Here is a 6,528-nt window from a genome sequence, read left to right on the forward strand (position 1 = left end):
GAGTAGGTCTCATGTATAAAAAAGATTTCAATACTTGGGACGAACTGTTCCGCTGGTTCTTATGGAAAAGAAGGAAAGGTTCGTTACAAAAACGAAGCGATGACTAATCAACCTATAAAGTTTATTTCATATCTTTGCGAAGTAAATTTAAAAATATGAATATGTCCTATTTACCTGCCGAATGGCATAAACAAAGTTTGATTCAACTAACATGGCCCCATAAAGACACAGACTGGGCATGCATGTTGGAAGAAGTGAATGCCTGTTTTCTTAAGATAGCTTATGAGGTTTTGAAACGTCAGAATTTGTTGATTGTGGCTCCAGACCCCGATTCCATAAGAAATAGTATAGATAATTATGGAGCTGATATCCAAAAACTCATCACATCAAAAATCAACACAAACGATACTTGGGCACGCGATCATGCTTTTATCACCTTGTTGAAAGAAGACGCTACTCCCCTACTACTGGATTTCTGTTTTAATGGTTGGGGAATGAAGTTTGCCGCAAATTATGATAACCAGATTAATAACGAACTATATTTTCACCATCCTGTTCTGAAAGGTGAATATGTTTTCTGCCGGAATTTTATTTTAGAAGGAGGTTCCATAGAAAGTGATGGGAAAGGAAGCCTGCTGACTACAGAGCAATGCTTGCTGGCTAAAAACAGAAATGAAATGAACCGACAGGAAGTGGAGGATTTTCTAAAAGAAACATTCAACTTAAAACAGGTCCTATGGTTGAAACATGGTTATCTGGCAGGTGATGATACAGACAGCCATGTGGACACATTGGCACGTTTCTGTCCGGATGATACCATTGTGTATGTAAAGTGCACCAATGAAAAAGATGAACACTATAAGGAACTGGCAATGATGGAAGAAGAACTAAAAGCGTTCCGTACTTTGAACGGCAGGCCATACCGCCTGCTTCCGCTGCCTATGGCGAGTGCTGTTTATGATGAGGAACATCATCGCTTGCCGGCAACTTATGCCAATTTCCTGATAATGAATGAAGCTGTACTCTATCCTACTTATGCTGATTTTGTAAATGATATGTGCGCTAAAGAAGTATTGGCGGAAGCATTTCCCGGAAGAGAAATAGTAGGTATTGACTGCACTGCTTTGATAAAGCAACATGGCTCGTTGCATTGCGTCACCATGCAATATCCCGAAGGTGTATATTAATAAATATATGTATGAAAAGAACGATTAAAATAGGAATTATCCAACAGACATGCACAAATGATATCCGTCATAATTTGAGCAAACTGCATCGCAATATAGAACAGGTGGCGGCGGCAGGTGCACAGCTGGTTGTATTGCAGGAGTTGCACAACACCTCTTACTTCTGTCAGACAGAAGATACGGATATGTTTGATTTGGCAGAACCGGTTCCCGGTCCTTCTACCGGTTTCTACAGTGAGTTGGCTGCCGGATACGGCATTGTACTGGTTACTTCGTTATTCGAGAAGCGTGCTCCGGGACTGTATCACAATACAGCCGTCGTTTTTGACAAAGATGGCAGTATAGCAGGAAAATACCGCAAAATGCATATTCCCGATGATCCCGCTTATTATGAGAAATTTTATTTTACTCCCGGTGACCTAGGATTTGAACCCATTCAGACGTCACTAGGAAAACTAGGTGTACAAGTCTGCTGGGACCAATGGTATCCCGAAGGTGCACGGCTGATGGCACTGAAAGGTGCTGAAATTCTTATATATCCTACAGCTATAGGTTGGGAAAGCACAGACACTCAAGAAGAGAAAATCCGGCAACTAGATGCATGGGTAACTGTGCAGCGTGGCCATGCCGTGGCAAACGGTCTGCCGGTTATCGCCGTGAACCGCGTAGGACATGAGCCCGATCCTTCCGGTCAGACAAATGGTATCCAATTTTGGGGTAATAGCTTCGTGGCAGGTCCTCAAGGAGAAATACTGGTACAAGCCAGCAATATGGATGAAGAAAATATGGTAGTGGAACTGGATATGACCCGTAGCGAGAATGTTCGTCGCTGGTGGCCTTTTCTCCGTGACCGGCGTATTGATAAGTTTGAAAATCTAACCCGACGCTTTATAGATTAAATACAAACGTTATCGTTATATAAATTCACATATTCGTTAAACAATTCATGGTTAAAGCTGTTTTAGTTATCAGAATATTCAAAAGATATTATTGATTTACTAAACAGCTTAATTATGAAAAAAGTATTATTTTTAGCCGCATTGTTACTCGTTTGCTTCAGCGGAGTAACAAATGCACAAACCAGAAAACAAAGAGAAGACGCTAAACGTGAAGCATGGAAGAAAGAACGTCAGGAAAAGAAAGCCTTGGAAGCTCAGCAGGACTCTGTATCCTACGTCCAGGCAATTAATGCTTTAAAAAACGGTTCTTTTGTATTAGAAGCTGATAACGTTGTATTCCGTAATGGAATAATGCGTTTTGTCTCCTCTAACACGAATTATGTGGAAGTAAACGATGGGCAAGGTATTGTTCAGACCGCCTTTACTAATTTTGTGTATAACTGGAGTCCGAATGGCTTGGGAGGTGTCACGGTTCAGGGAAATGTGAACGGAATAAGCATGCGTCAGGATAAAGACGGTAATGTGTACTATAATTATGGAATTAATGGTATTGCCGTTTCGGCCACCGTTTCCATTGTACTGACTGGCGGAACCAATCAGGCTAGTGTTACTATAAATCCAAATTTCTCGGGCAACACGCTGACAATGAACGGGTATCTGGTTCCTTATAACGAAAGTAGTGTATTCCAAGGAACAACATGGTAATTCATTAAGAAGATATGATAAAAAGGAATGGGCATTTTCATCACCCATTCCTTTTTATTTATTATTACAGCATTGGAAATGTTTCTTGTCTGTTCATAACATTAACCGAGGTTGTGATTCCAATTCCAATAAAAACTTTTTAGCGGACAGTCCGCCTCCATATCCCGTCAGCGAGTGGTCACTACCGATCACACGATGGCAAGGTGCAAAGATTGATATGGAATTTGCACCATTAGCATTGGCTACCGCACGAACTGCTTGGGGCCTCCCGATATGCTTGGCCATTTCACCGTAAGAAATTGTTTTGCCGAACGGTATCTTTAGCAGTTCATTCCATACTGTTTTCTGAAAATCCGTGCCCACAAAAAGAAGCGGCACATTAAATTCTTTGCGTTGTCCTGCAAAATACTCGTTGAGTTGCTCTATTGCTTCTTCGATTATTTCTGACGTACTTATTTCAAATTCGGCACACAATATCCGCTTCAACCGTTGGTTCACACGATCGCAGTGTTTTTCCACCTGCCAGTCACACAGGCAGAGTTTTTCGCCAAACGAACCGAGCAGCAACACTCCGCAGGGTGATTTATAACGCTTTATCTTGATCGTATTTTTCTCTTTCATACGCTTGATTTTTATATGCTTCCTTCATTTGTTTGTAATCTGTTTCAGCTTATCGGACTACTTTAAATCAAAAAGATAAAGCGTAACGAATTAGCTGAAACAGTATTCGCTACGCTATGTTCGGATCCCCCCGTTATCCGTCTTTTATACAAGACTCTATAAAAGCAGACAAAACTTACTTTTCCTCTTTTATATCAACGACCAGATTCAACTCATCCAATTGTGATTGATCCAAAGCAGCGGGAGCATCCAACATCACATCGCGCCCACTATTGTTTTTAGGGAATGCTATGCAGTCACGAATACTATCAAGTCCTGCAAACAAAGAAACCCAGCGATCAAGGCCATATGCCAAACCACCATGAGGAGGTGCTCCGTATTTGAATGCATTCATCAGGAAGCCGAATTGTTCCTGTGCTCTTTCCGGAGTAAAACCCAAAATCTCAAACATCTTGGCCTGTAATTGTGAATCATGGATACGAATTGAACCGCCTCCTACTTCCACACCATTTACTACCATATCGTAAGCATCGGCACGAACAGCAGCCGGATCTGTATCCAACAAAGGAATATCTTCTTCTTTCGGATGAGTGAACGGATGGTGCATGGCCATCAGACGGCCTTCTTCTTCACTCCACTCAAACATCGGGAAATCAACTACCCACAGACAAGCAAATTCATTCTTGTCACGTAGTCCCAGCTGACGTCCCACTTCCAGACGAAGTTCGCATAACTGCTTGCGAGTCTTCATGGCATCAGGACCGCTCAGAATCAGGATCAAGTCACCCGGCTTGGCACCGAACGCTTCCTTCATCTGCTGAAGGACTTCCTGTGAATAGAATTTGTCTACACTGGATTTTACATTGCCATCAGCTTCCACACGGGCGTAAACCATACCTTTCGCACCGATCTGAGGTCTCTTGACAAATTCGGTTAATTGGTCTAACTGTTTACGGGTATAACTTGCAGCCCCTTCCGCACAGATACCACCAATATATGCTGCATCATCAAAAACAGAGAAACCATGACCTTTCATGATATCCATCAACTCCACAAACTTCATGCCGAAACGCAAATCTGGTTTGTCACTACCATAATATTTCATGGCATCTGCCCATGTCATACGCAGAAACGGTTCGCTCAGTTCGACTCCACGTAACTCCTTGAACAAATGTTTTGCCATTCCTTCGAAAGTGGAAATAATATCTTCTTGTTCAACAAAGCTCATCTCACAGTCTATCTGAGTAAACTCAGGCTGACGATCTGCACGAAGATCTTCATCACGGAAACACTTTACAATCTGGAAGTAACGATCAAAGCCGGAAACCATCAGCAATTGCTTCAGTGTTTGCGGAGACTGCGGTAGTGCATAAAACTGTCCCGGGTTCATACGTGAAGGAACAACAAAATCACGAGCTCCTTCAGGAGTAGAACCTACCAACATAGGAGTTTCCACTTCCAGAAACCCTTTGCTGTCCAAATATCGACGCACCTCCATTGTCATTCTATGACGGAGTTCCAAATTTTTACGCACACAATTACGGCGTAAATCCAGATAGCGGAATTTCATACGGATATCATCACCTCCGTCACTATTATCTTCTATCGTGAAAGGAGGAGTTACCGCTGAATTAAGTACATTCAATTCCGATACGATGATTTCAATTTCACCAGTGGGAATATTCATATTCTTATTTGAACGTTCGTTCACTTCACCGGTTATTTGAATAACAAATTCACGCCCCAAGTGATTGGCACGTTCACAAAGTTCGGCATTCACCGCTTCGTTGAATACCAATTGGGTAATACCGTAACGGTCACGAAGATCGACAAACGTCATCCCTCCCATTTTACGTGCACGCTGTACCCAACCTGCCAACGTTACACTTTTGCCTGCATCGGAAAGTCTGAGCTCTCCGCAAGTATGACTTCTGAACATATATTCTTTAATATTTAATCAAATGTTTGGCAAAGGTACGATATGTTTTTCATTGTACAAAACCGCCTACAAGAAAAAAAGTCCCGTAGCTGCATACCAACGGAACTTTTTTAATCCATACGGATGTATGGATCTCAACTCTTAAACATTTCAATGACATCTCTTAATTCTCCCGGGAATAGTTTGCCTGTTTTTTCCCACAATACCTTGTCCTTACGTTGGAGGACAAAGCTGGGGGCTATTTCTATTTCATAAGTATCGGCTACCTTCCGATTGACTTCTATATTGACTCTCACAATGTTAACCCGCTTTTCAAATTCATGTACCAACGGTTCAATCCATTCATAATGAGGAGACCAATCTGCATAGAACACCAGCAGCAACAATGAATCCGACCGTTTCGCCTCTTCAATTTGTTCAGTTATACCCATCACTGTATCCAACTTTAAATTACCCTCTACTCCCCAAACTGTTCACATCTGGATTCAACTCTTTTACCGCTGCTTTCACCTGTTTCTTGGTAGGCTTACCAGTATTGGACACTTGTTCAACAGGAAACCGCTGACCACTATTCGTCAGCTCATTCTTTTGTTCCATCTTTTTCTTTTTTTCTTTATCCATATCTTCTCATTTTTAAGGTTTATGCTAATAATGCAACAAAATAGATATAAAGATGGTTCACATAAAAAGTGAAAAAGGATGCCTGAGAATTATTCAGACATCCCTTTACTACTACATTTAAAACTACGTGAAATTGAGATTATTGTACTTTACGTTCGCAATAACGTTTGCATTGTGCACAAATATCATACCCCAGCATAGCTCCAAGAATAAAATCCTGCTCGGGTGACAGTTTGTTCAGTGGCTGAGTCACTAGGAAACGAATGGCATTAATGCATTCTTTTCTACCGAAAAACAGGTTTATCTTATCATTCCCCACAGGCTGGATTATGTAATTAATCTTTTGATTGGTCAGCCGTTTTACAGCAAAATCTTCATACTTCCTATTGGTAGTATAGAGTACCATCTGACGTACTCCTTTTTTAAATTCATAAATATGATTCAGAAATACTTTCAATTCTACCGGGTTAATGTCTGAAGCTATCATAAGGCAATTGTCAAAATTACAAGTTCTTCTTTATTTCTTCAATCCAATTGTTTATACGTTCTTCGGTCT

8 protein-coding genes are annotated in these 6,528 nt (G+C 41.2%); 3 read left to right on the plus strand and 5 right to left on the minus strand.

The genetic code is table 11. The features are described 5' to 3' along the window. The first annotated feature begins 161 nt into the window (after nucleotides 1-161). The 3 genes from AB5935_RS17630 (at nucleotide 162) to AB5935_RS17640 (ending at nucleotide 2,791) form a co-directional block, all read left to right on the plus strand. On the plus strand, nucleotides 162-1,187 hold the full coding sequence (locus AB5935_RS17630; protein ID WP_120053394.1) for an agmatine deiminase family protein: 1,026 nt from the start codon (nucleotides 162-164) through the stop codon (nucleotides 1,185-1,187). An 11-nt stretch (nucleotides 1,188-1,198) separates the two neighbouring features. Continuing rightward, nucleotides 1,199-2,086 carry a carbon-nitrogen hydrolase gene (locus AB5935_RS17635; RefSeq protein WP_007835572.1) on the plus strand — a complete coding sequence of 296 codons (888 nt, stop codon included), beginning with the start codon at nucleotides 1,199-1,201 and terminating at the stop codon, nucleotides 2,084-2,086. A 114-nt stretch (nucleotides 2,087-2,200) separates the two neighbouring features. Then, nucleotides 2,201-2,791: a DUF4251 domain-containing protein gene (locus AB5935_RS17640; RefSeq protein ID WP_007842904.1), complete on the plus strand. Its 591-nt coding sequence runs from the start codon at nucleotides 2,201-2,203 to the stop codon at nucleotides 2,789-2,791. 93 nt (nucleotides 2,792-2,884) lie between these two features. On the opposite strand, the gene AB5935_RS17645 is transcribed toward AB5935_RS17640, so the two are convergent. The 5 genes from AB5935_RS17645 to AB5935_RS17665 all read right to left on the minus strand — a co-directional run bounded on the left by AB5935_RS17645 (nucleotide 2,885) and on the right by AB5935_RS17665 (nucleotide 6,459). Next, nucleotides 2,885-3,412 (minus strand): methylated-DNA--[protein]-cysteine S-methyltransferase, encoded by a 528-nt coding sequence (locus AB5935_RS17645; protein ID WP_007835574.1) that lies wholly within the window; start codon nucleotides 3,410-3,412, stop codon nucleotides 2,885-2,887. Between the two features lie 175 nt (nucleotides 3,413-3,587). Then, nucleotides 3,588-5,351 (minus strand): aspartate--tRNA ligase, encoded by a 1,764-nt coding sequence (gene aspS, locus AB5935_RS17650; RefSeq protein ID WP_007835575.1) that lies wholly within the window; start codon nucleotides 5,349-5,351, stop codon nucleotides 3,588-3,590. 134 nt (nucleotides 5,352-5,485) lie between these two features. Beyond that, nucleotides 5,486-5,782 carry a thioredoxin family protein gene (locus tag AB5935_RS17655; protein ID WP_007835578.1) on the minus strand — a complete coding sequence of 99 codons (297 nt, stop codon included), beginning with the start codon at nucleotides 5,780-5,782 and terminating at the stop codon, nucleotides 5,486-5,488. A 19-nt stretch (nucleotides 5,783-5,801) separates the two neighbouring features. Next, complete coding sequence (locus tag AB5935_RS17660) at nucleotides 5,802-5,972, minus strand: hypothetical protein (RefSeq protein WP_007835579.1); 171 nt, start codon at nucleotides 5,970-5,972, stop codon at nucleotides 5,802-5,804. Nucleotides 5,973-6,111: 139 nt separating this feature from the next. Then, entirely contained in the window at nucleotides 6,112-6,459 is a 348-nt protein-coding gene (locus AB5935_RS17665; RefSeq protein ID WP_007835580.1) for a DUF2023 family protein, read from the minus strand. Nucleotides 6,460-6,528: the final 69 nt, after the last annotated feature.

This window comes from Phocaeicola sp. RTP21198st1_B8_RTP21198_201120, from assembly GCF_040929485.1.
Taxonomy (GTDB): domain Bacteria; phylum Bacteroidota; class Bacteroidia; order Bacteroidales; family Bacteroidaceae; genus Phocaeicola; species Phocaeicola dorei.